Raw genomic sequence first — 23,539 nt, forward strand, 5'->3', positions numbered from 1 at the left:
CCAGCCATCTTAATTACAATCGACGCCGACCGCAGCAACCAAACCCGCTCTGCACGCCTATCACTGCCAAAGAAGGAGCCTATCGTGGCCATTCGCAAGTTTCAGGAACACACCCCGGCCCTCGGCGAACGGGCCTTTGTCGACCATTCAGCGGTGGTTATCGGCGATGTTGAAATCGGTGCCGACAGCTCCGTCTGGCCATTGACGGTGGTACGCGGCGACATGCACCGCATCCGCATTGGTGCCCGCACCAGCGTGCAGGACGGCAGCGTGCTGCACATCACCCACGCAGGCCCCTTCAACCCGGACGGTTTCCCGCTGCTGATCGGCGACGAAGTGACCATCGGCCACAAGGCCATGCTGCATGGCTGCACAATCGGCAACCGCATCCTGGTCGGCATGGGCACGACGATCATGGACGGCGCGGTTGTCGAAGACGAAGTCATCATCGGCGCAGGCAGCCTGGTACCGCCCGGTAAAGTGCTGGAAAGCGGCTTTTTGTACGTCGGCCGTCCGGTCAAACAGGTGCGTGCATTAACCGACAAGGAAATCGCCTTTTTTCCGTACAGCGCCACTAATTACGTGAAGCTCAAGGATCAGCATCTGGCTGAGGGGTTTGATCAGGCCTGACTATCGTTCCTACGCTCCAGCGTAGGAATGCATCCCGTGGCGCTCTGCGTCACAAATCTGCACAGCGCCGCTCACTCAAGATCGGACGCAGAGCGTCCAGAAAGGCATTACCACGCGGAGCGTAGTAACGAGAATCCATCAAGGCATCAACCGCTGTAGCGCCGCCTTGCGCGCCTCGACCGGCATCCCTCCCAACTTCTCCACAGCATTGAAAAACGCCACCCAATCGCCATTCACCTGCCTGAACAACGCCGCAAACGCTGGCACCCACTGATCATAAAGGCCAAACGGCAGCAGCTTGGCGTTGTTCATCGGGCTGTTGATCCAGGCATCAAAACGCTTGTCGCCCGCCCATTGCTCATCACGCAACTTGCGGTAGTCACTGCGCAACCGCTCAAACTCTTCAGCCTTGCGCGCGCGCATCACTTCAGCAGACAGCGGCTGGCGATACAACGCCTTGAGCCGCTCCCGAGTATCGAGCACCAGTTGCGTAAACTGATCACGCCGTTCGGACTGCGAAACACTCTCCGGCGGCAACCCCCGTGCCGCACGCCACTGCCGCGTACCTTCCTGTTCGACGAAGCTGGCGTAGGACTCGTTGAACTCGGTGTCGTCTTTCACATAAAACCGCTGATGCGCCAGTTCATGGAAAATCAGCGTGGCCAGACGCTCGTCACCCCAGCCCATCATCGAACTGAGAATCGGGTCATTGAACCAGCCCAGTGTCGAATAGGCTTCCACACCACTCAAATACACATCCTTACCCGCCTGCCGCTGCAACGCCGCCTCACCACGCGCCCCGCCAGGGCTGTAATAACCGCGATACGCGACACACCCGGCAATCGGAAAACAATGCGTGACAGGCTCCAGCGAAAACTCGTCGGTCGCGAACACATTCCACACCACATAAGGCCGCCCCAGATCCGCATACAGGCGATAGCTCTGGTTATCCGGCAGATGCAAATGCTCAGTGGCAAACGTCCGCGCCAACTGTGAACGGGCCAGACGCTCACGCAGCCCGGCATCCCGCTTCGGGTCAGCGACGATCTTCGCCACCGGTTCGCGAGCCTGCAGCAATTGCCACTGTCCTTGAGCCAACTGACCGTAGTAGGAAACGCTGGAACAGCCGGCAAGCAGCGTGACGGCCGTCAGCGCTGGCAGGTGTCGAAGGCGTGGCAGGGAGAATGTGGCCATGAAGGAAGTGCTTTGGTGGCTTGGGTACGGTGATGTTATGCAGGAGGGGAGTGGGGATGTGCAACTGTTATGAGGATTGAAGGTTACAGAGACTCAAACCACTGACGAGCTGGAACGCACCAAGCTGTGCGCCCGTGTAAAAAGCTATTTTCATTAGACACAAACAGAAAACCCACCGTTCAGGTGGGCTTTAGGTATTGCTATATCATCTGTCCGTGGGGGGAGGCGTAAGCCAGCTAGGCCCTCGGCTAGTGGCCTGACTATAAGGAGATTTGCAGTTGTCGTCAATGTCAGCTTTAGAGGTCGCAAAAGCAATCAGATTGTCCATTTCCTCTGCCCGGATTTCGACGTATGAAAACGCAGCACTCGCTGTAGGCCGAGGTCTTGATGAGGCCATTACTTTATATGCCTGGAACGCCCTCGTCTCTGCAGCGTTCCTTACGCCTTTACATCTGTGCGAGGTAATTGTTCGTAACGGTGTTGCAGACGCAATCGCTTCGGTCTACGGCCCCCGATGGCCTTGGAGCCCTGGTTTCGAACAGAGCTTGCCGAATGTTACAGGCCCGGTTTTCAAGCCAAAACAAGAGCTTGCAAGAGCCAGACAGAAATGTGGCACAACCGGCGCCGTTATCGCAGAGTTGAAATTCGTCTTTTGGGAAAAAATGTTCACAAAACGGTTTGAAGGTCGTATCTGGGCCCCTTACCTATACCGCTTTTTCCCAAACCTCGAAAAATGTTTCACTGTATCGACCCACCGAGCAAAGATCGCGGCTGATCTCGAACAAATTCGATTGCTTCGAAATCGAATTGCTCATCATGAGCCGATATTCTCACGAAACCTGAAAAGCGATTTTGCTGTTATCCAACGTTTGACTGAAACACGCTGCGTGGTTTCTGCAGACTGGATGAATGGCCAACAGCAAGTCGTGTCAACGTTCGCCACCAAACCTTTTTAAGCAGAGGTACAACCTCCGTGCCATTCCGTCTTCTGATACCGCCAATCGCATTTACTCTATCCATCCTCGCCGGATGTGCAGGTCCCTTGCCTGCGGTCAGCACGGACATGGCGTGGGTCGACATGCGCACCATCACCGGCCAGTTGATCATGGGCGACAAGCTGGATGGTAAGAACACCTACGACGGGCGTTACTTTCAGGTGACGCCGGGCAGCCATGAGCTGCAGGTGCGTTATGACTATGAGTACCGGTCGGGCGGGCTGGGGATGATCAGTGACGAGTACACCGAGATCACTTGTTACGTCAGTGTTCGATACGACCACTTCGCTGCCGGGCAGCGCTATATGCTGGAAGTACGCTCACTGGCGAACAGCGTCGACGCCTGGCTTTACGATGCAGAGCGCAAGGTGGTGGCCGAAGAGGAAGAAGAGGGCGGGGTGCACTGCATCTGATCAGCGATCGTTACGCTGGTAGATGATCTTTTTACTGCCGTTGTCGCAGCTGCCGACGACCATGTTGGGGTCGGTGGCTTCTTCGTTGCTGACGATTTCAAGCGTGTAGGACGTGACGTTGTTGGCCTGGATCTTGGCTTCGATTTCATCCTTGAGTTCTTCACAGGATTTCGGTGCCGCCAAGGCGCTGGTCGCCAGCAAGGTACAGGTCACTGCCAGAATAAAACGTTTCATGCTCGACTCCTGATCAAAATCAAACCATGCGCCAATGAACGCATGACCGATGAAGCAAGCCAGCTTTATACAGGAGATGAAGGAGCGCACAAGGCGCTCCCGCAAAGCTCGCTGTGAATCAGCTCAACAACGTAGCGTCCAGAGTGATCTTGGCGTTCAGCACCTTGGAAACCGGGCAGCCTTCTTTGGCCTTGTTAGTCAGTTCGTCGAACTGCTGCTGTGTAGCGCCTGGTACCTTGGCCTTGAGGGTCAGGTGCACGGCAGTAATCGAGAAGCCGCCATCGACCTGATCCAGAGAAACCTTGGCGTCGGTATCAATGCTTTCAGCCTTAAGGTCCGCTTCTCCGAGAATCATGGACAATGCCATCGAGAAGCAGCCTGCGTGGGCCGCGCCGATCAATTCTTCGGGGTTGGTGCCTTTGCCGCCTTCAAAACGAGCGTTGAAGCCGTAAGGCGCTTCACGCAACACGCCGGTTTCCGTGGAAATGCTGCCGATACCGCTTTTCAGATCACCTTCCCAGTGGGCGGATGCTTTCTTGACGATGCTCATGGTGGCTCCTTCTTGGAATGAATTTGGATCGATGCTGTTACAAGGTTCTGAGGATGGACGGCTCTGGAAAGTTCAACCGTCGGAAAGACCAAGCGTTTAAGTAGGTTTTTATCTACCTGCCATTGAAAAGCCAGACTTGCGCCCGCACTGCTGTTTCATCGTGGGCAGCTCCAGCAGCCAGCCCATCACAATTTGAGGAGCTACCCCGGCCTATGAAACGTCTGGCAGATGTAAAAATTTCCACCCTTGATCTGGTGCCGGTGCGCCACGACAAAGGGCCCGCCGATTCCCTGCGCAACTCGCTCAACCTTGCCCAGCATGTTGAAAAGCTGGGTTACAACCGCTTCTGGGTGGCCGAGCACCACAACATGGACGGCATCGCCAGTTCAGCGACCTCGGTGCTGCTCGCCTACCTGGCAGGCGGCACGTCGACCATTCGTGTCGGGGCTGGCGGAATCATGCTGCCCAACCATGCACCACTGGTGGTTGCCGAGCAGTTCGGCACGCTGGCCAGCCTGTATCCCGGTCGGATTGATCTGGGGCTGGGTCGCGCGCCGGGTTCCGATCAGATGACCGCTCGCGCCTTGCGCCGCGAACGCTCCGGCAGCGCCGAAGATTTTCCGGATGACGTCACCGAGCTGATGGAATATCTGGGGCCGCGTACGCCTGATCAAAAAGTGATCGCTGTTCCTGGCTCAGACACCAACGTGCCGATCTGGCTACTGGGCTCGAGCCTGTTCAGTGCTCAACTGGCAGGCATGCGCGGTTTGCCGTATGCCTTCGCGTCGCATTTTGCGCCGCGTTACATGCATGAGGCGATTCGCGTGTACCGCAATCACTTCCAGCCATCGGCCGTGCTCGACAAACCCTACGTGATGCTCGGCGTCCCGCTGTCCGCGGCAGACACCGACGAGCACGCCGAATACCTCGCGACATCTGTTTACCAGCGCATCCTGGCGCTGATGCGCGGGCACAGTCTGATGCAGCGCCCACCGGTCGAATCCATGGACGGCCTGTGGCTGCCGCATGAACGTGAAGCGGTGGCGAGCTTCCTGGGGCTGGCGATGGTTGGCGGCCCGGACAAGATCCGCGCCAAACTGGATGTGCTGCTTGAACAGACCGATGCCGATGAACTGATCTTCACGTGCGACATGTATGAGCACGAGGACAGGCTGCGGTCCTACGAGATTCTGGCGCAGGTCGCACAAGGCTGATAGCAACCTTTCGGGTAACAACGCGGGCTTCAAAAACAGCATCGCCCCGGACTGGATGACAGTCCGGGGCGATGCTGTTCGTGAAACCTGCAAACGGGATTAACCGGGCGAACCGACCGAAGTCAGGCCCGGCTGGCAATCAACCGCGCTGGTAAACGATTTCCTTGGTGCCGCCTTCGCAGGTGCCGACGACTTCTTTGTCGGCCGCGCTGCCTTTCTCGACCACCTCCAGCGTGTAGGACGTTACGCCCTTCGCCTGGAGTCTGGCGTCGATTTCACTTTTCAACTCTTCACATGGCTTGCCTGCCGCGAGGGCAGTGCCTGCAATGCTCAGCAAGCCTACAGCCAACAAAAACTTCTTCATGGGTAATCCCTCTCGTCCGGCCAAATGAAGACGCCATCGGAACAGGCGCCCATTGAAAACCCCCACGCCCACACATCAACCGTGTGGCCATATCTGAGTGTGTAGCGCAGGTTATGGCAATCGGCCAGCCGAAAGGTTCAGAAGGGCATCAGCTATTGGTAATGCGGAAGCCGACTTTCAAGGTGACCTGGAAATGCGCGACTTTGCCGTTTTCGATATGGCCGCGGGTTTCGGTCACTTCAAACCATTCCATCAGGTCGAGGCTTTTGCTGGCTTCGGCCAGGGCGTTGTTGATGGCGTCTTCGATTGTGGTAGTGGAAGAGCCTACGATTTCAACTTTCTTGTACGTGTGATGATCCGACATGGCAGTTCTCCTGAGGTCTGAAAAAGACGCGATATAGAGCGCGCTCCCTGCTTCTGTCAGGAGAAGGCGCGCAAAAGTTCAGACCTTTGCAAAAATCCCATCGCACTTTCCAAAAAGCCCGGAGTCGGAAACAACACGCCCACTCATCATTGCAGGAGAAACACCATGGCTACTACGTCACTTCGCAAAGCCTCGTTGCAGAGTATGGAAGCTGAGATCGAGAGCCTCCTGAAGTCCCTCGAGGGCCTGAAAGCCGACGCTACCGACGAGTCGCGCAAGACACTGAAAAATCTGAAAGCCAACGCTGAAAGTGCACTGAGCCATTCGCGCAGCCTGCTCAGCGATGTCTACGAAGACGTTAAAGAGAAAACCCGCGAAAACGCACTGGCAACCCGTGATTACGCTCAGGAACACCCTTGGACCACCGCTGGTGTTGCGGTAGGTGCCATTGGCCTGATCGCTGCCTACATGCTGTTCAAGCGCGGTAACTGATCAGTTTTTGATCGGTTCCCCGGACCGCTTCAGCTCATTTTTTAACCACTGAGCAAGCTGCTGCGCCCGTCCATCGGCCGCACGTCTGGGTACCCAAAGCGCCAGCTGCGCCGGGGTTTCACTGAACCCCCAAGGCGCAGCCAGGCGACCGGCCTTCAGGTCATCGATGACCAGAGGCTCGGGCGCAATTGCAATGCCAAGGCCCGCCACGGCCGCCTCCAGCAAATAATACAAATGCTCGAAACCTTGTCCGTAACGCAATGACTGCGGGTCGATACCGTTCTGCTGCGCCCAGCTTGGCCACGCCTGCGGACGCGATGTGGTTTGCAGCAACGACTCTTCCAGCAACGTTTCGGCAGGTGCATCGCACAAGCGCTCGAATCGCGCGAAGCGTGGGCTCAAGACTGGTCCGATTCGTTCGCTCGCCAGTTCGAACACTTGCATGTCTGCAGGCCACGGCGGCTCGGCGAATATCAGCAATGCATCCAGGCCGGGCCGGCGCGGATCAAGGTCGCCTTCACCTGCCGACAGGTGCAGGCGCAGGTCCGGCAACTCGGCATTAAGGCGGCTCAAACGCGGTATGAACCAGCGCGCCAGCAGGCTGCCGGAACACCCCAACACGAATGGCGCGTCTGCGCTGCCCTTGCTCAGTTCGGCACATACGCCGCGCAGCCGGTCGAATGCTTCGCCACTCACATCGCGTAACCGAATGCCTGCATCTGTGAGTTTCAAGCCTCGTCCGTCCTTGTTGAACAGGCTTACACCCAAGTGTTCTTCAAGCACTTTCAATTGGCGACTGACAGCACCGTGGGTCACGTTCAGCTGTTCAGCGGCCTGACTGACGCTGCCAAGTCGGGCGGTACTTTCGAAGGCACGCAGGGCGTTGAGGGGAGGAAGGTCGCGGCTCATGATCTGTGAGTTTTCCTGACAGGTTGCAGCGATCTTATCGGTTTTCATCCAGCCGTGCGCTGGTTAAAGTGGACCCATTGCCAATACGGCTCAACCCATTCGCCCAATACTGCAACTGGAGCACTTCATGACCCAGACCAACTTCCGCAGCGGCCCCGACGCCAACGGCCTGTTCGGCTCATTCGGCGGCCGCTACGTGGCTGAAACCCTGATGCCGCTGGTGCTAGACCTCAACCGCGAGTACGAAGCCGCCAAGGCCGACCCGGAGTTCGCCAAGGAAATGGCCTACTTCCAGCGCGATTACGTGGGCCGTCCAAACCCGCTGTACTTCGCCGAGCGCCTGACCGAGTTCTGTGGCGGCGCGAAAATCTACTTCAAGCGTGAAGAGCTCAATCACACCGGCGCGCACAAGATCAACAACTGCATCGGCCAGGTATTGCTGGCCAAGCGCATGGGCAAAAAACGCCTGATCGCGGAAACCGGCGCGGGCATGCACGGCGTTGCTACCGCTACCGTCGCGGCTCGTTTTGGCTTGCCTTGTGTGATCTACATGGGCGCGACCGACATTGAGCGTCAACAGGCCAACGTGTTCCGCATGAAGCTGCTGGGCGCTGAAATCGTGCCGGTCACTTCCGGCACCGGCACCCTGAAAGATGCGATGAACGAAGCCCTGCGTGACTGGGTGACCAACGTCGACGACACCTTCTACCTGATCGGTACTGTGGCAGGCCCGCACCCATATCCCGCGATGGTGCGTGATTTCCAGGCCATCATTGGCAAGGAAACCAAAGAGCAGATGCTGGAGAAGGAAGGTCGTCTGCCGGACAGCCTGGTCGCCTGTGTCGGCGGCGGTTCCAATGCCATGGGCCTGTTCCATCCGTTCCTTGATGACGCCAGCGTAGAAATCATCGGCGTTGAAGCGGGCGGTCACGGCGTCAGCACCGACAAGCATGCGGCCAGCCTCAATGGCGGCGTACCGGGCGTGCTGCACGGCAACCGTACCTACCTGCTACAGGATGACGACGGACAGATCACCGACGCGCACTCGATCTCTGCAGGCCTTGACTATCCGGGTATCGGCCCGGAGCACGCCTTCCTGCACGAAGTGAAACGCGTCGAGTACGTCAGCATCACCGATGACGAAGCGCTGGATGCCTTCCATCAATGCTGCCTGCTCGAAGGCATCATCCCGGCACTGGAAACCGCTCACGCACTGGCCGAAGCCATGAAGCGGGCAACCAACCTGCGCGACGACCACCTGATGGTCGTGTGCCTGTCCGGGCGCGGTGACAAAGACATGCAAACCGTCATGAACCATATGGCAGCCGCCGAAAAAACTCAGGAGCAGCTGGTATGAGCCGTCTCGAACAACGTTTCGCCCAACTGAAAACCGAAGGTCGTGCGGCGCTGGTCACCTTCATTACAGCCGGCGACCCAGGCTACGACACCTCGCTGAAAGTCCTGAAGGGCCTGCCTGCTGCGGGTGCTGACGTGATCGAGTTGGGCATGCCGTTCACCGATCCGATGGCCGACGGTGTGGCGATTCAGCTAGCGACCCTGCGTGCTCTGGACGCTGGCCAGACCCTGCAGAAAACCCTGCAGATGGTCAGCGAATTCCGTGTCGACGATCAGACCACGCCGATTGTGCTGATGGGTTACTACAACCCGATCCACCGCTTTGGCGTCGAAGCCTTCGTGGCGCAGGCAAAAGAAGCGGGCGTTGACGGTCTGATCATCGTTGACCTGCCTCCCGAGCACGACGCCGAACTGGCAACGCCTGCTCAGGCATCCGGTATCGACTTCATCCGCTTGACCACGCCAACCACCGACGATGCGCGCCTGCCGCGTGTGCTGGAGCGCAGCTCCGGGTTTGTCTACTACGTGTCGGTTGCCGGTGTGACCGGGGCGGGCTCGGCAACCACCGAGCATGTCACTGAAGCCATCGCGCGCTTGCGCCGCCACACCAGTCTGCCGATCAGCGTCGGTTTCGGTATCCGCACACCCGAGCAGGCTGCAGCCATTGCTCGTCTGGCAGACGGCGTTGTAGTGGGCTCGGCGTTCGTTGATAAGATCGCCACTGCCGAGTCACCTGAAAAGGCAATCGATGGCGTGTTGACCCTGTGCGCCGCATTGGCCGAAGGCGTACGTAACGCACGCAGCGGCTGAGGGTAAAGTTTCTGATACAGAGGAATCAAAGCGCTATCAGCGGTTCTATGTAGCACGACACAAGGGGTTCATGACCAATGTCATGAACCCCTTTTTGCTGCATTGAGTGAAGCTGAGGAAGCACCATGAAACTGCCAAACCGTTTTATCACCGGGCTGGGTATCTTGATGATCAGCGCCAGCCCGCTACTGCAAGCGGCGCCGCCTGACCAGCGCGGTGATGGCCCGGACGACAACCGCGGCGGCCAGCAGCAGGGACCGCAGAACAACGGCGGCCATAACGAGCGCGCTAATGACCACGGCCCGGGCAACGATAACGGCAGGGGTCCAGACAAGGGCCCGGGTAGCCAGCCACGCAGACAGGCCCATCAGGACAACCGTGGCGGCAACCGCCCTCCACAGGATTTCGGCCCGGTACGCGAGACCTTCCAGCAGCACCGCGACGTCATCGGCCGAGGCCAGCCGCTGCCACCTGGCGTACACATCGCCAAGGGCCGTCCGTTGCCACCTGGTTATGGCAAACGCCTGGACAACCGCTCGTTGCAATACCTGCCACATTATGACGGCTACGAATGGCGCCGCCTGGGCACCGACGTCGTACTGATCGCCGTGGGTTCGGGGATTGTGTATGCGATTCTGGATGGTGTGTTGAATTGATGGTCTGCTGACGCCCTTGAATGCGCGGTGACACACAGACTTGTGACGCGGAGCGTCACGAACGGCATTCCCACGCTGGAGCGTGAGGAACGATAATCTCGACTATCGTGCGACGCTCCGCGTCGCATGCCGTTCTGGACGCTCCGCGTCCGATCTTGAGGGCCCAGCGCAGAAACCAGCCCGCCTCAACCCTGCTGCTGATTAACCCGCGCCAAAAACGTCATCAACGCACCTGACACAAAATCCGGGTTTTCCAGATTGGCGATATGACCCGCCTCAGGCACCAGCACGTAAGGGCAGCCAATCAGGCCGGCCATCTCACGGGTTTCTTCAGGCGGGCGCGGGATATCCGCATCGCCACACATCACCAGCGTGGTGTCGGCATTCAGTTGCTCTATCAGCCCAAGCCGGTCATCGCGACCAAAGATCATCCGCCCCAAGGGCACGACAGTCTGGCGCAACTGCTCTGCCTTCATACCCGCCAACGCCGCGCGGAACGCCTGATACACCGGCGATTGCGGGTCAATGCCTGGCCGGAAGAAGATCGGCACTACGATGTCCAGCAGCGGCTCAGGAAAGGCACCGGCCTCTTCCAGCTTGTCGAGCAACGAGAAATAGTAGGCTTTCTTGGCTTCCGACTCTTTGCCCAGGTAAGTGTCCATCAGCACCAGCCCGGTGATGCGTTCTGGCGCCAGCAGCGCAGCAATCGCCCCCCACATGCCGCCCACCGACAACCCGACGATGCTGCAACGCTCGATATTCAAATGATCCAGCAGCGCCAGCGCATGACGGGCCAGATCATCGAGATTGCGGGTGCCTTCCGGAAAACCGCTGGAATCCCCATGCCCCCAAAGGTCCGGCACAATCACCCGATACCGGCTGGCCAGCGTGTCGATCTGCGCACGCCACATCGCCTTGTCCCAAAGGTAACTGTGACCGAGCAAGACAACCGGCCCGGTGCCTTGGTCAGCGTAGTGAAGGGTCTTACCGTCGATGAGTAGATCCGGCATTTCTGATGATCCTCTGTCTGGTCTTTCAGCATTCATTTCAGGCAGCCCGTGAAAGGCAGCTTATCGATGTTGACGCGTATGCATGACCATTTTGTTGAAATTTGCGCTGCAACGGACCGAGTGGTCATTTTTCAGCGGAGCTATCTTACACCGATCTTTTCGACGAGGAATGCGCTTGTAATTGCTGAAGGAAAACGGCCGAGAAGCTGGCTATCAGCCACTTAGAGCGCCCAGATTCAAAGGCCGAACCGCGCCCATCCAGATGGCATGGTCGGTATGGTCGCGCAGCTCATCGCCCGTCAACGGATGCAGAAACACCACCAGCCCATTGCGATTCAACGCGAGCCATAAAGTAACGTCAGCCAACTGCTCATGCCCGAACGCCAACTGACAACTCCAGTCCGGATGCGGCCCAACCAGCTTTTGGTGAACGCGGCCCATCTGCAGCGCAAATTTCTCGGTCGCGGCTTCGCACAGGGCTCGGGCCTGGTTCAGGGTTTGGGCGTTGAAATAGATATGGGCGTGGTAGCCGTGGGTGTCTTGCATGTATGAGTCCTTCCTGACCAAAAAATGAACGCCTGCTTACACCGCAATCGACGGCAACGGCCTGCCCGCCAGCGAAACCCCGCTCAACGCCTGCTCACTCGCCAGCCAGTCCATGAACTGCTGGACGATTTGCACTCGCCGTTTGCGCTGGGGCAAAACCACGTAATAGCCTTGTCCGGAAATAGCGGCTCCGGCGATGGGGCGGCAGAGCAGGCCTTGGTCGAGGAGGTCGTCGACCAGGTGTTTCCAGCCGATGGCGACGCCTTGTCCGCCAATCGCGGCCTGGATGAGCAGGGTGTAGTTGTCGAAACGCAGCTGGCCGGGCGTAGGGGCCTGGGGGATGTCGAGGGCGCGGAATACGCCTGCCCAGTCGAACCAGTTGTTGCTGCTTTCGCCGCGCAGGTGCAAGAGCGGAAAGTCGCGCAGTGCTTCGTTGGGCAGCGGCGTCTGGCGACCCGCGATCAGTTGCGGGCTGCACACCGGAAAGACTTCTTCGCTGAATAGCCAATGGCTTTCGCCCTGCTTGAAGCGCCCGTCGCCGAACAGTACGGCAACGTCGATATCTGCGCGTAACATGCTGTGGGTACGCTCGCTGGTGACCAGGCTGACATCCACGTCCGGGTTGACCTTGTGGAAACGGTGCAGGCGCGGCATCAGCCAGTAGGCGGCGAAGGCGAAGTCGGTCGCCACTTGAAGCACTTCGTGCTGGTGCTGTTCGGTGATCGCTATCAGCCCGCTGTCGATCGATTGCAGGCCAGCCTGCACATGACTGAACAATATTTCGCCGGCTTCGGTAAGCTCGATACCGCGATAGATCCGGTCAAACAGGCGGGTGGCCAGCTGTTCTTCAAGGCGCTTGATCTGCTGGCTGACGGCAGGCTGGGTAGTGCCCAGTTCGATAGCCGCCGCAGTGAAGCTGCGCAAGCGAGCCGCGACTTCAAAGGCACGCAGCAGGTCGAGGGACATATCGCCAAAAGCTTCAAACATAAGCGGTGCTTATCCTAGGCATTGCTGCGCATGGGCTTTACCATCAAACACGAGGACTTCATCCTCGTACCCAGCACTTTCGCATAACTTTTCACAATGGGATGCAGCGATTACATGAAGCGCAAAAATATTCTGTTCATCATGGCCGATCAAATGGCCGCGCCAATGTTGCCGTTTTACGCCCGGTCTCCAATCCTGATGCCGAATCTGAGCCGCCTTGCTGCCGATGGCGTGGTGTTCGATTCAGCGTATTGCAACAGCCCTCTGTGCGCGCCATCGCGTTTCACACTGGTCAGCGGTCAGCTGCCAAGCAAGATCGGCGCGTACGACAACGCAGCCGACTTCCCGGCTGATATTCCGACCTACGCTCACTATCTGCGTGCGCTGGGCTACAAGACCGCTCTGGCAGGCAAGATGCATTTCTGTGGACCGGATCAACTGCACGGTTACGAAGAGCGCCTGACCAGTGACATTTACCCGGCCGACTATGGCTGGTCGGTCAACTGGGACGAGCCGGATGTGCGTCCGAGCTGGTATCACAACATGTCTTCGGTGTTGCAGGCCGGTCCGTGCATTCGTACCAACCAGCTGGATTTCGATGAAGAAGTGCTGTTCAAGTCCCAGCAGTATCTGTACGACTACGTACGCCAGGACGGCAACGCGCCTTTCTGCCTGACCGTTTCCATGACTCACCCTCACGACCCTTACACCATCCCCATGCCGTTCTGGGACCTGTATAGCAACGACGAAATCCCGATGCCCACGCCGCATGCCAATCAGGCCGCGCTGGACCCGCATTCGCAACGGCTGCTCAAGGTCTATGACCTGTGGGACAAGCCGATGCCGACCAACAAGATTCGAGATGCGCGCCGCGCCTACTTCGGCGCGTGCAGCTATATCGATCTGAACGTCGGCAAGCTGATGCAGACGCTGGATGAAGTCGGGCTGGCGGAAGACACCATCGTGGTGTTCTCCGGCGATCACGGCGACATGCTGGGCGAGAAGGGCCTCTGGTACAAAATGCACTGGTTCGAAATGGCCGCCCGCGTGCCGTTGGTGGTGTACTCGCCGGGCCAGTTCAAGCCGGGGCGGGTCAGTGCGTCGGTGTCGACTGCCGACTTGCTGCCGACCTTTGTCGAAATGGCCAACGGCAAACTGGACGCCGGGTTGCCACTGGACGGACGCTCGCTGATGCCGCACCTGAAACGCAAGGGTGGGCACGATGAGGTATTCGGCGAGTACATGGCCGAAGGCACGACCAGCCCGTTGATGATGATCCGTCGCGGCGCTTACAAATTCATCTATTCGGAGCAGGACCCGTGCCTGCTCTTCGATGTGAAGAAGGACCCGAAAGAGCAGAAGGATCTGAGCCAGTCACCCGCCCATGAAAAGCTGTTCAATGACTTCCTGGCCGAAGCTCGGGCCAAGTGGGATATACCGGCGATACACCAACAGGTGCTCGCCAGCCAGCGCAGAAGGCGCTTCGTCGCCAAATCGCTGGCAACCGGCAAGCTGAAGAGTTGGGATCACCAGCCACTGGTCGACGCCAGTCAGCAGTACATGCGCAACCACATTGATCTGGACGATCTGGAGCGTAAGGCACGTTTTCCGCAACCTTGACCCTGCCCACACCAAAAAAATCAAAAGGGGTACATCAATGAAGAAGTTATCCACAGCCGTTGCGGTCGCGGTCATGACATTCGGCAGCCTTGCGGCGCAGGCAGAGGACGCTAGTTGCAGCACCGTGAAAATGGCCGATCCGGGCTGGAGTGACATTGGGGCCACCAATGCTATCGCCAGCGTGGTGCTTGAAGGTCTGGGCTACAAGGCCAAGGTCGACACCCTCGCGGTGCCGATTGCCTACGGCGGTTTGAAGGACGGCAAGCTGGATGTTTTTCTGGGCAACTGGATGCCGGCGCAGCAGGGCTTTTACGACAAGTTCGTGGCGACCGGCGATGTAACGCAATTGGCCAAGAACCTCGAAGGCACCGAGTTCACCCTGGCCGTGCCGGACTATGTGTGGGACGCCGGCGTGCATGATTTTGCCGACCTGAATAAATTCGCTGACAAGTTCGACCAGAAGATCTACGGCATTGGCTCTGGTGCACCTGCCAATCTCTCGCTGCAGGAGATCATCAAGAAGAACGAATTCGATCTGGGCAAATGGAAGCTGGTCGAGTCGAGCGAGACGGCGATGCTCGCCGAGGTCAATCGCAACGTGAAGCGCAAGGCGTTTGTGGTCTTCCTCGGCTGGACCCCGCATCCAATGAACGTGCAGATCAAAGGTATGCATTACCTCAAGGGCGGCGAGAAATACTTTGGCGATACCGGCTCGGTCTTCACCCTGACCCGCAAGGGTTATGCGCAAGCCTGTCCGAACGTCGGCAAGCTGCTGACCAATCTGAGCTTCACCCTGGACATGGAAAACAGCATCATGGCCGAAGTGGCGAACAGCAAGGTCAGCAACAGCGCAGCGGCAAAGGCCTGGATCAAGGCCAATCCGGCGGTGCTGGACAAGTGGCTGGAGGGCGTGAGGACGTTTGATGGCAAGGATGGGCTGGCGGCGGTGAAAGCCAGGTTGTAGGCGTAAGGTCTTGAGCACGCGGCGTGGCGCAAATCTGTGACGCGGAGCGTCACCCAAGGCGTTCCCACGCTGGAGTGAGGAACGATAGGTGTCCGACTATCGTGCCCATGCTCCGCGTGGGTATGCCGTTCTGGACGCTCTGCGTCCTCTACGTTCAATTCACTCGAGGGACCGATGCGCTGGCTAAATCGCCATAAAATTCTACCGTTTCTAGCCTGGCTGCCGCAGCAGAGCCGCGCCAGTGTCGGGCGTGATGCGCTGGTGGGCCTGAGCGGTGCCATTCTGGCCCTGCCGCAGTCCATCGCTTACGCACTGATCGCCGGGCTGCCTCCGGAGTACGGTCTGTACGCCGCGATTGTTCCTGTTCTGATCGCCTGCCTGTGGGGCTCGTCCTGGCACCTCATCTGTGGGCCGACTGCGGCTATTTCCATCGTGCTGTATGCCAGTGTCAGTCCGCTCGCCGTGCCGGCCAGTCAGGACTACATCATGTTGATCCTGTTGCTGACGTTCATCGCCGGTGTATTCCAGCTATTGCTGGGAATGATGCGCTTCGGCGCGCTGGTGAATTTTGTTTCGCACTCGGTGGTGCTCGGTTTCACACTGGGCGCTGCAATAGTCATTGCACTCGGGCAGATGCCCAATCTGCTGGGCATTGATCTGCCGAGTCAGACTACCGCCCTTAGAAGCCTGACCGCCGTTTTAGAGCATCGTGGAGAGGTCGATCTACCTTCACTGACACTGGGCCTGTTGACCCTGGCGCTGGGCATCGGGCTCAAACTCCTGGTGCCTCGCTGGCCAACCTTATTGATTGCATTGGTATCGAGCAGCCTGTTGGTGTGGCTGTGGCCGGCGATGTTCGGCCATGTCCGTGTGGTCAGCGCCTTCGTCGGCCATCTGCCGCCCTTCAGCCCGTTGCCGCTGGATCTCGAACTGATCCTCAAACTGCTGCCGACGGCAGTGGCGGTGGGCATGCTCGGGCTGGTCAACAGCCTGTCGATTGCCCGCTCGCTGTCGGCACGTTCGCAGCAGATGCTTAACGCCAATCAGGAAGTCCGTGCACAAGGTCTATCGAATATGGTCGGCTCGCTGTTTTCCGGCTATCTGTCAGCGGGCTCGTTCACCCGTGCGGCGCTGAGTTACGAGGCAGGTGCGCGCTCGCCGTTGGCCGGGGTATTTTCCGCGCTATGGGTGGCGTTGTTCGCAGTCGCCGGAGCCTCGTTGATCTCGCACATTCCGATCCCGGCCATGGCCGCCTCAATTCTGCTGATCTGTTGGGGGCTAGTGGATCGCCGTGGCATTCGTGCGCTGTTCCGTGTCAGCCGCGCCGAGTTTTTCGTGATGGCGCTGACCTGTCTGGCCACTCTGCTGCTGGAGCTGCAAACCGCGATTTATGCCGGTGTGCTGGCCTCGCTGTTCTTCTACCTCAAACGCACCTCACAACCGCGCGTGCAGCAATGGCGCGAAGGCGACGAGGACGTGCTTCGGGTCGGCGGCTCGATCTTTTTCGGTGCCAGCCACTACCTGCAAACCCGCCTGCAACGCACTGAAGGGCTGCGTGTGGTGATCGACGCGCAGCAGATCAACTTCATCGATTACTCAGGCGTGGAAATGCTTCATCAGGAAGCCAGGCGTCTGGGCCGTCAGGGGCGATTACTGATCCTGCGCAATGCCAGGCCGCAAGTGATCGAGGAATTGCACAAGCTGGAAGGGCCGCAGAACTGCCCGATTCTGTTTGAGGATTGAGCCATAACTCATCGTCCCGATGCTCTGCGTCGCAAGAGGACGCGGAGCGTCCAGAACGGCATGCCAACGCGGAGCATTGGCACGATAGTCTCTCAGTCAACCAGCCGCCAGCAGCCTGCGCAACTCGGCCAGTACCGGAGCCGAGTCCGGGCGCACGCCGCGCCATAGCAGGAAGGCTTCTGCTGCCTGCTCCACCAGCATGCCCAAGCCATCAACCGACTGTGCCGCACCATGCTCAGTAGCCCAGCGGCAAAAAGCAGTAGGCTCTTTGCTGTACATCATGTCGTAGCAGAAGGTCGCATCGGGCTGGATAAGGCTCGGGGACATCGGCGGCAGCTCTCCAGCCAGACTGGCAGAGGTGGCATTGATGATCACGTCCACCGGTTCTTCAAGCCAGTCGAAGCTGCTGGCAAACACAGGGCCAAGATCCGCAAATTCCTGCGCCAGTCGTTCGGCTTTTTCAACGGTGCGATTGGCAATCACCAGCACTGCGGGTTGCTCCGCCAGCAAGGGTTCAAGCGCGCCACGAACCGCACCACCCGCGCCTAGCAACAGAACCCGCTGACCACGCAGGCTGCGCCCGCAGTTGACTGTCAGGTCGCGCACCAGCCCGGCACCGTCGGTGTTGTCACCCAGCAGCGTACCGTCATCGAGCTTGCTCAAGGTGTTCACCGCTCCCGCACGCTGCCCGCGTTCGGTCAGGCTATCGGCCAGGCGATAGGCTTCTTCCTTGAACGGCACCGTCACGTTGGCACCACGTCCGGTCTGGAAAAACGCCTGGGCAAACGCGGTGAAATCATCCAGCGGTGCCAGCGACGTCTGGTAATCCAGCGCCTGCCCGGTTTGCTCGGCGAACAGGCGATGAATCAGCGGCGACTTGCTGTGACCGATGGGGTTACCAAAGACGACATACCGGTCCATCAGTTGTCCGCCAGCCAGTCGCGATCAGTCAGGAAGTAATCGGTCAGGCGCGCTTCTTCGCTGCCCGGCGCGGCTTTCCAGTCGTAGCCCCAGCGTACTTGCGGCGGCAGCGACATAAGGATCGATTCGGTACGGCCACCCGATTGCAGACCGAACAGCGTGCCGCGGTCGTACACCAGGTTGAACTCGACGTAGCGCCCCCGACGGAATTCCTGAAATTCGCGCTGCTGCACGGTATAGGCCGCAGCCTTGCGACGCCGCACGATCGGCAGATACGCATTAATGAACGCATCACCGATGGCGCGGATGAAGGCGAAGCTGGTGTCAAAATCCCACTGGTTCACGTCATCGAAAAACAGACCGCCGATACCGCGCGGTTCATCACGATGCTTGAGGTGGAAGTAACTGTCGCACCACGCCTTGTAGCGCGGGTAGACATCATCGCCGAAGGGCGCACAGGCACGTTCGGCCACCCGGTGCCAGTGCACGCAGTCTTCCTCGACGCCATAGTAGGGCGTCAGGTCGAAACCGCCACCAAACCACCAGACTGGCTCCTCGCCTTCTTTCTCGGCAATGAAGAACCGCACGTTGGCGTGAGACGTCGGCACATGCGGGTTGTGCGGGTGAATCACCAGCGACACGCCCAGCGCCTCGAAACCACGCCCGGCCAGCTCAGGCCGGTGGGCACTGGCCGACGGAGGCAGGTTGCTGCCGAACACGTGAGAAAAGTTGACACCACCTTTCTCGATGACCGCGCCATTCTCGATCACCCGCGTGCGACCACCGCCGCCCGCCGGACGCGTCCAGGCATCTTCCACAAAGTGTGCGTTGCCATCTTCCTGCTCGAGCGCGGTGCAGATCCGGTCTTGCAGGTCGAGCAGGTAGGCTTTTACGGCCTCGGTACGGGTACTCATGAGGATCCCTTACGGCTGACGTCAAACGGCTGAGCCCCCGCAGCAAAAGAGGCGCAGGCAAATTGGCGCGTAGCATACCATCGGCAGCGCGGGCTGGCAGTTGACGAAGACCGGGGGAAGGAGTCCGATAGGTGCTTTCGGAACTTGTTTTAACCATCAAGGAGAGAGCACATGGCAAAGCGTATCCAGTTCAGCACTGTCGGAGGACCCGAGGTTCTTGAATATGTCGATTTCGAGCCAGAGGCTCCAGGGCCGCAGGCGGTGGTTGTGCGCAACAAGGCCATTGGCCTGAATTTCATTGATACCTATTACCGTAGCGGGCTGTATCCAGCGCCCGAGTTGCCTTCAGGGCTCGGTGCTGAAGGGGCGGGTGTGGTCGAGGCGGTGGGCGATGAGGTGACGCGCTTCAAGGTCGGTGATCGTGTTGCCTACGGCACCGGGCCTTTGGGCGCGTACAGCGAGTTGCATGTGCTGCCTGAGGCGAATCTGGTGAAGCTGGCGGACTCGGTCAGTTTCGAGCAGGCCGCTGCGTTGATGCTCAAGGGCCTGACCGTGCAATACCTGCTGCGCCAGACCTATCAGGTGAAGCCGGGCGAGATCATTCTGTTTCATGCGGCGGCGGGTGGTGTCGGCTCGTTGGCCTGTCAGTGGGCCAAGGCATTGGGCGCGAAACTGATCGGCACGGTCAGTTCACCGGAGAAGGCCGCTCACGCCAAGGCGCTGGGTGCCTGGGAAACCATCGACTACAGCCACGAAGACGTCGCCAAACGTGTGCTGGAACTCACCGACGGCAAGAAGTGCCCGGTGGTCTACGATGGCGTGGGACAGGACACCTGGCTGACCTCGCTCGACAGCGTGGCACCACGCGGGCTGGTGGTGAGCTTCGGCAATGCGTCAGGGCCGGTCTCAGGCGTGAATCTGGGGATTCTGGCGCAAAAGGGCTCGGTATATGTCACCCGCCCGACACTGGGCACCTACGCGAACAATGCGCAGAACCTGCAGGCCATGGCTGACGAGCTGTTCGACATGCTCGCCAGCGGCAAACTCAAGGTCGACAACATTCAGCAGTACGCGTTGAAGGACGCCGCCAAGGCGCAAACCGAGCTGTCCGCTCGGCGCACCACTGGCTCGACCATTCTGATTCCCTGAGCCAGCGTCAGCCAGCGCGCATGACCTGGCCGGTCGCGATATCACGGATCACGCTGGGGTTTCGGCGGCCGCCTAGGCTGCCGCCCAGCACACCGTCGATCTGACCCCGGAAGTACTGCTCGACGCGCAGCCGCGAACGGGCAGCCGGACGACCTGCCGGGTTGGCCGATGTGGAAATCAACGGGCCGACCAACGCGCACAGTTCGCGCACCGTAGGGTGGTCGGTGACGCGCAGCGCCACGGTTTCATGAATGCCGGTGATCCACTCGGGCAGCAGGTTCTGATGCGGCACCAGCCAGGTATTGGGCCCTGGCCAGGTGCTGGCCATGCGGTCGAGCCACAATTGGGGGAAGTCTTCGAACAGAAAGTCGAACTGACGAATGTTGTCGGCGATCAGTATCAGGCCTTTTTCCACTGGCCGTGACTTGATCGCCAGCAAACGATAAACCGCTTCTTCATCCCATGGATCACACCCCAGGCCCCAGACTGCCTCGGTCGGGTAAGCAATCACCGCACCGGCTCGAATATCCTGAGCGGCTTGTTGCACACGCCAACTGCTGACCATTGTTTGTCTCTCCGCTAAATCCTGACGGCAGTTTAACCTCAGGGCGCTCTGGCGAACCATCGTCCCGCTTCACAGCTTATTCTGCCGTCCAGTTCCAGCTCGGTCAGGCCCGCCAGTACCTTGGGCAACGGCCAGCCGCTGGAGACCGATAACCCCTCGCTGGTATGCGGCGCAGCGTGCAACAGCGCCAGAAGTGGATGGTCGCAAGGCACCGGTTTGGCAGGTGTCTCGGGCGCTGCAGCGGGCGCAACGCTCTTCCAGTGCTGCAAGCCTTCAAGAATGTGCTCAACGGTCTCGACCAGCGTTGCGCCGTCGCGTATCAACTGGTGGCAGCCCTTGGCACCCGGGTGGTGAATCGAACCCGGTATCGCATACACCTCTCGCCCATGCTCGGCGGCCAGTCGCGCGGTAATCAACGAGCCGCTGGCAACACTGGCCTCGACCACCAGCACGCCGAGCGACAGGCCGCTGATGATTCGGTTGCGCCGAGGGAAGTTGCTGGGCTGTGGTTCAGCGTCCAGCGGGAACTCGGAAATCACCGCGCCACCTTGCGCCGCCATCTGCGCTGCGAGCGCACGATGCTGCTGTGGATAAAGTTTTTCAAGCCCGGTGCCCAGTACGCCAATTGTATGCCCACCGACATCCAGTGCGCCCTGATGCGCGGCCCCGTCAATGCCGCGCGCCAGACCGCTGGTGATCACAAAACCGGCACCCGCCAGGCTGCGCGCAAAAGCTCTGGCAGTGTCCAGCCCGGGTCTGGAAGCGCGACGACTGCCGACCATGCCCAACTGCGGACGCTCAAGGATAGAAGGGTCGCCGGCAATGAAGATCAGCGGCGGTGGGTCGGCGATCTCGGCCAGCAGCGCGGGGTAGCAAGGGTCGTCCCACATCAGCAAATGCTGGGCCGGACGCTCCAGCCAGGCCAATGCAGCACTGGCACCGTCCCTGACGGAAGGGGCTCGACGCGCCTCGGCGCAGGCACCTGGAATACCCAGCGCACGCCACGCACTGGCCGGTGCGCTCAGCGCAGACGACGCAGAACCGAAGGCTTCGATCAGCCTGGAAAAGCGTTTCGGTCCTATCTCGGGCAAGCGATGCATGCGCAGACGGGCTTCCAGCTCTGCTGGCGAAGAGAGGGCATTTTCGAACAGTGGCATAAGATCGTCCCTGATCCATTGTGCATCTCAGATGATGCACAAACCTGTGGATAACTCTGTTGACAACAATTTGATAAGTGTCTGGCTCGTCACACAAATCCGTCGCAGAACTGAAACATACCTTTAGGGATTTCGAACCTTGTCCATGATGGCCAAAGATCGGTTGGCTTGCAGGACCAAGGCGTAACTAAGCTTGTCGTACGTACGGAAAACCATGAGCAGGCCAGACCGTTCGTCAGGGATTTTTACCTGTTCACCGGTGATCCGGTCGCGCACTGTCTCGCTGGTTTTGTAGATCGCCAGCACGTTGCCCTCGGCCAGCCCGTCACGTTTGCCTTTGTTGAGGGTGACCACATCCAGCACGCTGACCTGGGTCACCCCGCGTGGCACATCCAGAATCAAACCTTCTATCGGCGTTTGCGGGGCGCTGGGCAGGAAAGTCGAGTTGATCGCTCGCTCTTCGCTGCTGAACAATCGGTCGCCCAGGCGCACTTCCTGCGTAGAGCGCTGCAGAACCAGAGTCGAGACGTCGCCCTCGGAGGCAACCACCTCAGCGCTGCCGATGTCATCCGCGTTGATCCCCAGCACTTCCTTGGTCTGTGGGTCGGTGTAGGTCTTGCCCTGTCGGAAAATGCCGTAGACGGTGTGCGCCGGGTCCAGCGTGCCCCGTGCATAGGCCCGGTCACCGCTACCGCTGAGCACGCGCTCGGCATTGCCCGCGACGATGTAGGGGGCCTTTTCGAACTGCTCGGCATTGTCGACGATGCGATTGCTGATCAGGAATGCGTTGATCGCCCCCAGCGGAATGCTCGGAATGGCCTCGACCATCGGCGTACTGCGCACACGCGGTGACAATTTGATGGTCCCGCGCGACTCGCCGCGGTTGAGCGTCACGCGCGGCTGACCATCGACCCAGGTCAACGCGAGAGTGTCACCGGGGTAGATCAGGTCGGGATCATGGACTTGCGGATTGGCCCGCCATATCTCGCGCCATTTCCACGGTTCACGCAAAAACTTGCCGGAAATGTCCCAGAGTGTGTCCCCGGCGACAACGGTGTAGCTCTGCGGATAGCCTTCCCTGAGTTGCACTTGCGCCTGAGCAAGACCGCTGGCGGTCAACAGCAGCAGGGCGAGTAGTGATTTCCTCATGCGGTGAATCCCTTTATCATGTTGCCTCACGCGAACCCTAGAGTCCTGTCCTGGGCTGCCTGCCTTGAACTCCCGGGCCCGGCACCCAACATTGACTTTACCTTAACAGTGCAGCTCTTACGTATATGGCCATTCTAAACATCCTCGAATTTCCCGATTCGCGCCTGCGCACCATCGCCAAACCTGTGGCGATGGTAGACGAAGGCATTCGCCAGTTGGTCGACGACATGTTTGAAACCATGTACGAAGCGCCCGGCATCGGGCTGGCAGCCACGCAGGTCAATGTCCACAAGCGTGTGGTTGTCATGGACCTGAGCGAAGACCGCAGCGAACCGATGGTCTTCATCAACCCTGAAATCGAAAAACTGACCGATGAAATGGATCAGTATCAGGAAGGCTGCCTGTCGGTACCCGGTTTCTACGAGAACGTCGACCGTCCGCAAAAGGTCCGCGTCAAAGCGCTGGACCGTGACGGCAAGCCTTACGAAATGGTTGCCGAAGGCCTGCTCGCCATCTGCATCCAGCATGAGTGCGATCACCTGAACGGCAAGCTGTTCGTTGATTACCTCTCTAACCTCAAGCGCGACCGGATCAAGAAAAAACTCGAGAAACAGCACAAGCTGAACGCTTGAT

27 protein-coding genes are annotated in these 23,539 nt (G+C 59.2%); 13 read left to right on the plus strand and 14 right to left on the minus strand.

What is annotated here, in order from left to right:
- Window positions 1-84 precede the first annotated feature (84 nt).
- The gene (locus RYC17_RS24205; protein WP_058402455.1) at window positions 85-630 is read left to right on the plus strand and encodes a gamma carbonic anhydrase family protein; all 546 of its coding nucleotides are present in this window, start codon (window positions 85-87) and stop codon (window positions 628-630) included.
- Window positions 631-768: 138 nt separating this feature from the next.
- Here the strand turns inward: RYC17_RS24205 and RYC17_RS24210 are convergent, their stop codons facing one another.
- Window positions 769-1,824 (minus strand): aminopeptidase, encoded by a 1,056-nt coding sequence (locus RYC17_RS24210; protein WP_316904603.1) that lies wholly within the window; start codon window positions 1,822-1,824, stop codon window positions 769-771.
- A 287-nt stretch (window positions 1,825-2,111) separates the two neighbouring features.
- Between RYC17_RS24210 and RYC17_RS24215 the strand changes: the two genes are divergently transcribed.
- Complete coding sequence (locus tag RYC17_RS24215) at window positions 2,112-2,780, plus strand: hypothetical protein (RefSeq protein WP_316904615.1); 669 nt, start codon at window positions 2,112-2,114, stop codon at window positions 2,778-2,780.
- Window positions 2,781-2,887: 107 nt separating this feature from the next.
- The gene (locus RYC17_RS24220; RefSeq protein WP_316904616.1) at window positions 2,888-3,232 is read left to right on the plus strand and encodes a hypothetical protein; all 345 of its coding nucleotides are present in this window, start codon (window positions 2,888-2,890) and stop codon (window positions 3,230-3,232) included.
- Here RYC17_RS24220 and RYC17_RS24225 read toward each other — a convergent pair whose 3' ends face one another.
- Window positions 3,233-3,466, minus strand: a complete 234-nt coding sequence (locus tag RYC17_RS24225; RefSeq protein ID WP_057403677.1) for a DUF1161 domain-containing protein — start codon at window positions 3,464-3,466, stop codon at window positions 3,233-3,235.
- A 118-nt stretch (window positions 3,467-3,584) separates the two neighbouring features.
- A complete protein-coding gene (locus RYC17_RS24230; protein ID WP_316904604.1) occupies window positions 3,585-4,016 on the minus strand; it encodes an OsmC family protein in 432 nt (143 codons plus the stop codon).
- A 212-nt stretch (window positions 4,017-4,228) separates the two neighbouring features.
- Between RYC17_RS24230 and RYC17_RS24235 the strand changes: the two genes are divergently transcribed.
- Window positions 4,229-5,230: an LLM class flavin-dependent oxidoreductase gene (locus RYC17_RS24235; RefSeq protein WP_004660365.1), complete on the plus strand. Its 1,002-nt coding sequence runs from the start codon at window positions 4,229-4,231 to the stop codon at window positions 5,228-5,230.
- 139 nt (window positions 5,231-5,369) lie between these two features.
- On the opposite strand, the gene RYC17_RS24240 is transcribed toward RYC17_RS24235, so the two are convergent.
- Window positions 5,370-5,594, minus strand: coding sequence for a DUF1161 domain-containing protein (locus tag RYC17_RS24240; RefSeq protein ID WP_058402460.1), 225 nt, complete (start codon window positions 5,592-5,594; stop codon window positions 5,370-5,372).
- Window positions 5,595-5,742: 148 nt separating this feature from the next.
- Window positions 5,743-5,958: a dodecin gene (locus RYC17_RS24245; RefSeq protein ID WP_003318455.1), complete on the minus strand. Its 216-nt coding sequence runs from the start codon at window positions 5,956-5,958 to the stop codon at window positions 5,743-5,745.
- A 165-nt stretch (window positions 5,959-6,123) separates the two neighbouring features.
- Between RYC17_RS24245 and RYC17_RS24250 the strand changes: the two genes are divergently transcribed.
- Complete coding sequence (locus tag RYC17_RS24250) at window positions 6,124-6,450, plus strand: YqjD family protein (protein WP_003318456.1); 327 nt, start codon at window positions 6,124-6,126, stop codon at window positions 6,448-6,450.
- On the opposite strand, the gene RYC17_RS24255 is transcribed toward RYC17_RS24250, so the two are convergent.
- On the minus strand, window positions 6,451-7,407 hold the full coding sequence (locus tag RYC17_RS24255) for a LysR family transcriptional regulator (RefSeq protein ID WP_316904605.1): 957 nt from the start codon (window positions 7,405-7,407) through the stop codon (window positions 6,451-6,453).
- A gap of 79 nt (window positions 7,408-7,486) precedes the next feature.
- Here RYC17_RS24255 and trpB point away from each other — a divergent pair, with 79 nt between their 5' ends.
- The 3 genes from trpB to RYC17_RS24270 all read left to right on the plus strand — a co-directional run bounded on the left by trpB (window position 7,487) and on the right by RYC17_RS24270 (window position 10,181).
- Window positions 7,487-8,716, plus strand: a complete 1,230-nt coding sequence (gene trpB, locus RYC17_RS24260; protein WP_316904606.1) for a tryptophan synthase subunit beta — start codon at window positions 7,487-7,489, stop codon at window positions 8,714-8,716.
- Window positions 8,713-9,525 carry a tryptophan synthase subunit alpha gene (gene trpA / locus RYC17_RS24265; RefSeq protein ID WP_058402463.1) on the plus strand — a complete coding sequence of 271 codons (813 nt, stop codon included), beginning with the start codon at window positions 8,713-8,715 and terminating at the stop codon, window positions 9,523-9,525. Before trpB ends, trpA begins: the two co-directional genes overlap by 4 nt.
- Before the next feature lie 125 nt (window positions 9,526-9,650).
- On the plus strand, window positions 9,651-10,181 hold the full coding sequence (locus RYC17_RS24270; RefSeq protein ID WP_316904607.1) for an anti-virulence regulator CigR family protein: 531 nt from the start codon (window positions 9,651-9,653) through the stop codon (window positions 10,179-10,181).
- Between the two features lie 185 nt (window positions 10,182-10,366).
- Here the strand turns inward: RYC17_RS24270 and RYC17_RS24275 are convergent, their stop codons facing one another.
- The 3 genes from RYC17_RS24275 to RYC17_RS24285 all read right to left on the minus strand — a co-directional run bounded on the left by RYC17_RS24275 (window position 10,367) and on the right by RYC17_RS24285 (window position 12,724).
- The gene (locus RYC17_RS24275) at window positions 10,367-11,191 is read right to left on the minus strand and encodes an alpha/beta fold hydrolase (RefSeq protein ID WP_316904608.1); all 825 of its coding nucleotides are present in this window, start codon (window positions 11,189-11,191) and stop codon (window positions 10,367-10,369) included.
- Window positions 11,192-11,404: 213 nt separating this feature from the next.
- The gene (locus RYC17_RS24280; protein ID WP_058402466.1) at window positions 11,405-11,737 is read right to left on the minus strand and encodes a DOPA 4,5-dioxygenase family protein; all 333 of its coding nucleotides are present in this window, start codon (window positions 11,735-11,737) and stop codon (window positions 11,405-11,407) included.
- Window positions 11,738-11,773: 36 nt separating this feature from the next.
- On the minus strand, window positions 11,774-12,724 hold the full coding sequence (locus RYC17_RS24285; protein ID WP_058402467.1) for a choline sulfate utilization transcriptional regulator: 951 nt from the start codon (window positions 12,722-12,724) through the stop codon (window positions 11,774-11,776).
- Window positions 12,725-12,838: 114 nt separating this feature from the next.
- Between RYC17_RS24285 and betC the strand changes: the two genes are divergently transcribed.
- From betC to RYC17_RS24300, 3 genes are all read left to right on the plus strand, one after another.
- Window positions 12,839-14,344: a choline-sulfatase gene (gene betC / locus RYC17_RS24290; protein ID WP_058402468.1), complete on the plus strand. Its 1,506-nt coding sequence runs from the start codon at window positions 12,839-12,841 to the stop codon at window positions 14,342-14,344.
- A 37-nt stretch (window positions 14,345-14,381) separates the two neighbouring features.
- On the plus strand, window positions 14,382-15,308 hold the full coding sequence (locus RYC17_RS24295) for a choline ABC transporter substrate-binding protein (protein WP_230017222.1): 927 nt from the start codon (window positions 14,382-14,384) through the stop codon (window positions 15,306-15,308).
- A 174-nt stretch (window positions 15,309-15,482) separates the two neighbouring features.
- Entirely contained in the window at window positions 15,483-17,051 is a 1,569-nt protein-coding gene (locus RYC17_RS24300) for a SulP family inorganic anion transporter (protein WP_058402470.1), read from the plus strand.
- Between the two features lie 96 nt (window positions 17,052-17,147).
- On the opposite strand, the gene aroE is transcribed toward RYC17_RS24300, so the two are convergent.
- Both aroE and hemF read right to left on the minus strand, forming a co-directional pair.
- Entirely contained in the window at window positions 17,148-17,972 is an 825-nt protein-coding gene (gene aroE / locus RYC17_RS24305; protein WP_316904609.1) for a shikimate dehydrogenase, read from the minus strand.
- Window positions 17,972-18,886 (minus strand): oxygen-dependent coproporphyrinogen oxidase, encoded by a 915-nt coding sequence (gene hemF, locus RYC17_RS24310; RefSeq protein ID WP_054985572.1) that lies wholly within the window; start codon window positions 18,884-18,886, stop codon window positions 17,972-17,974. Before hemF ends, aroE begins: the two co-directional genes overlap by 1 nt.
- Window positions 18,887-19,057: 171 nt before the next feature.
- Between hemF and RYC17_RS24315 the strand changes: the two genes are divergently transcribed.
- On the plus strand, window positions 19,058-20,035 hold the full coding sequence (locus RYC17_RS24315) for a quinone oxidoreductase family protein (protein ID WP_058407688.1): 978 nt from the start codon (window positions 19,058-19,060) through the stop codon (window positions 20,033-20,035).
- 7 nt (window positions 20,036-20,042) lie between these two features.
- On the opposite strand, the gene RYC17_RS24320 is transcribed toward RYC17_RS24315, so the two are convergent.
- The 3 genes from RYC17_RS24320 to RYC17_RS24330 all read right to left on the minus strand — a co-directional run bounded on the left by RYC17_RS24320 (window position 20,043) and on the right by RYC17_RS24330 (window position 22,906).
- Window positions 20,043-20,600, minus strand: coding sequence for an L-threonylcarbamoyladenylate synthase (locus RYC17_RS24320; protein ID WP_004662860.1), 558 nt, complete (start codon window positions 20,598-20,600; stop codon window positions 20,043-20,045).
- Between the two features lie 38 nt (window positions 20,601-20,638).
- Entirely contained in the window at window positions 20,639-21,757 is a 1,119-nt protein-coding gene (dprA, locus tag RYC17_RS24325; protein ID WP_058402473.1) for a DNA-processing protein DprA, read from the minus strand.
- Between the two features lie 123 nt (window positions 21,758-21,880).
- The gene (locus RYC17_RS24330; protein ID WP_002551334.1) at window positions 21,881-22,906 is read right to left on the minus strand and encodes a LysM peptidoglycan-binding domain-containing protein; all 1,026 of its coding nucleotides are present in this window, start codon (window positions 22,904-22,906) and stop codon (window positions 21,881-21,883) included.
- 125 nt (window positions 22,907-23,031) lie between these two features.
- Here RYC17_RS24330 and def point away from each other — a divergent pair, with 125 nt between their 5' ends.
- Window positions 23,032-23,538 carry a peptide deformylase gene (def, locus tag RYC17_RS24335; protein WP_058402474.1) on the plus strand — a complete coding sequence of 169 codons (507 nt, stop codon included), beginning with the start codon at window positions 23,032-23,034 and terminating at the stop codon, window positions 23,536-23,538.
- The last annotated feature ends 1 nt before the right edge of the window (window position 23,539 follow it).

The organism is Pseudomonas syringae group sp. J248-6, from assembly GCF_032586995.1.
GTDB lineage: Bacteria > Pseudomonadota > Gammaproteobacteria > Pseudomonadales > Pseudomonadaceae > Aquipseudomonas > Aquipseudomonas amygdali.